The organism is Buttiauxella gaviniae ATCC 51604 (assembly GCF_001654835.1).
GTDB classification, from domain to species: Bacteria; Pseudomonadota; Gammaproteobacteria; order Enterobacterales; family Enterobacteriaceae; genus Buttiauxella; species Buttiauxella gaviniae.
In genome coordinates, this window is record NZ_LXEP01000072.1 from 1 (window position 1) to 2005 (window position 2005).

Annotated in this window: 2 protein-coding genes; one reads left to right on the forward strand and one right to left on the reverse strand. The window is 50.0% G+C overall.

Annotation, left to right across the window (positions count from 1 at the left end; genetic code table 11):
• Window positions 1–369 precede the first annotated feature (369 nt).
• Entirely contained in the window at window positions 370–819 is a 450-nt protein-coding gene (locus M977_RS23680; protein WP_064519598.1) for an RES family NAD+ phosphorylase, read from the forward strand.
• On the opposite strand, the gene M977_RS23685 is transcribed toward M977_RS23680, so the two are convergent.
• Window positions 820–1068 carry a hypothetical protein gene (locus tag M977_RS23685; protein ID WP_064519595.1) on the reverse strand — a complete coding sequence of 83 codons (249 nt, stop codon included), beginning with the start codon at window positions 1066–1068 and terminating at the stop codon, window positions 820–822.
• Window positions 1069–2005 lie beyond the last annotated feature (937 nt).

The following is a 2005-nucleotide window of genomic DNA, read 5'->3' on the forward strand; positions in this document are numbered from 1 at the left end:
AGGGCAGATTGTCACTTTGCTGTTGTAATGAAGAAACTTCAGTTGTTTCCCATACTCAGCGTGAAAATTCTGCCACCGGACAGTATATGCCCTGAATGTCACCATATGGTGATAATCAAAAGGAAGTGCCTATGAAAGTTTTTACACCCACAACATCTGCTCACAGCCCTGACAACCTGTGGAAACACGTCGGACTCAACGTCTCCGACGGCCTGATGCTCGTTGACGAAATAAACAAGCCTAGAAGGAAAAGTGGCCAGTCGCATTGTCTCCTAGGTGCACATCACCCTGACCAACCTGCTGACCTCAGAGTCCGGGGCGTGGGAAGTGATGAAACTCATCACCCGGCTGGAGCACGGGGGAGTACTCCTGAAGCTCTGCCGTCTGACCAAAAGCCGCTACCTGATGATCGGGCAGGGAGCCAAAGAGGCGGGAGGTCGCTGGAATAGTGTGGGTACCGCCATGGTCTACACCTCGGAGGCCACCTCGCTGACCATGCTCGAGACCTTGGTGCATCTGCATGCCGCAAATCTGCTCGATTCTTTTACCCTGCTGTCGGTGGATGTGCCGGATACGCTGATTCAGGTGATTGAAAAAGAGAGCCTGCCGCAGAACTGGGCGGCGCCGGAAGCCCCGGCAGCACTGGCCAACATCGGCGATCAGTGGGTCAGAAGGGGTGAAGCAGTGTCGCTACGCATACCGAGTGCGTTGTCACCGGTGGAATATAATTACCTGCTCAGCCCCGCCCATCCCGAATACGTCGCGATTGTCAGCCAGGCCATCCCGGTAGATTTCCACTTTGATGAACGTCTGAAGTAATCATTTTGCGCTGAGCCAACGGTTATCGCGCTGCAGCTGCAGCGCATCAGCCACCGGCAGGGTGAATGTCACGTTCTGACTGGCGGCGACATCGAGCGTAAACACCCTGGTATACACCTCAGTACTCCCATACTTTTCATGTCCCATCAGTGACTGCAGCACCTGTGTCCAGTCCGGCAGATAGTGGAGCAGGGCGGCGACTTCCGGTGCCAGCAGATATTTCGGCAGAACGGTGTAATGCAGGGCCATACGCCGCAGGGCAATCGCCCGTCTGAGCCGTGCGATTCAGAGTGACAGGATGTAATGACATGACACCTCATTACGAAAGTTGCGCTACGTGAATTCTTCAGGGGCTTGTCCCACAAAAACCAAAAGAATTCACGTAGCGCAATCTGGTGAAAAACTGCGTCTATTTTCGCCTTCATGACGCCGCTTCGCCACTGAAAAAACCCGCATAGGCGGGCTGGGAGCATTGCCGCTTTTCATAAATATACCAGAAAACGGAAAATGAAAAATGTCGGGCCGGATCGGAAAAGGATCCGAAGATGATCCTTTTGGTCTGGATGATGGGGTGAAAGGAAGAGGAGGGCACAACATCCTGGGGAGTGAGGCAAAATACCCACCTAAACTGTAAGGGTTTATGGGAGTAACAGAAAATGGAAAGGGAGGTAAACATCGTCTCAAGAATCCAGCTGATTGTCGTTCGAGCAGAAGTCTTCCTGCTTTATGCACATTTTGTGCATAAAGCAAATGGGCTTAAATTTCCTGCAACTTTCATATGCCCGGCGGTGACACATTTCCTCCGGCTGTCGCGATCATATCGATTTTTCCCCAATGAACGTCAGGACCACCAGGCCCCAATGGTATACAGCAATTGTCGTCTGAGTGGTGACGGAGGTGCTTCCTGCCACTCAAGGCTGGGGAGATAAATTCACAGTTTTGTCGGAAATCAGAAAAATAATTCTGCTGATGAGTCGTCTTAAAAACAACAGCCCCCTTCTTTCATCTATCTGTCATTAGCACAGGAAAGTCAGTAGCGGCTTCATGAGTATCATTACTCATATTATTTAAGTAAATAAATCACACTGTATGAGTAACGGTACTGTTAATTACTGGTAAATAAACGACATAACTTATAATGACTTATCGTTCATTGATTGAGAACATAAAGGCAATAACTTTATTA

Excerpts from the sequence above, each read along its gene's own strand:
- M977_RS23685 (WP_064519595.1), bottom strand. The coding sequence starts at position 1,068 with ATGGCCCTGCATTACACCGTTCTGCCGAAATATCTGCTGGCACCGGAA.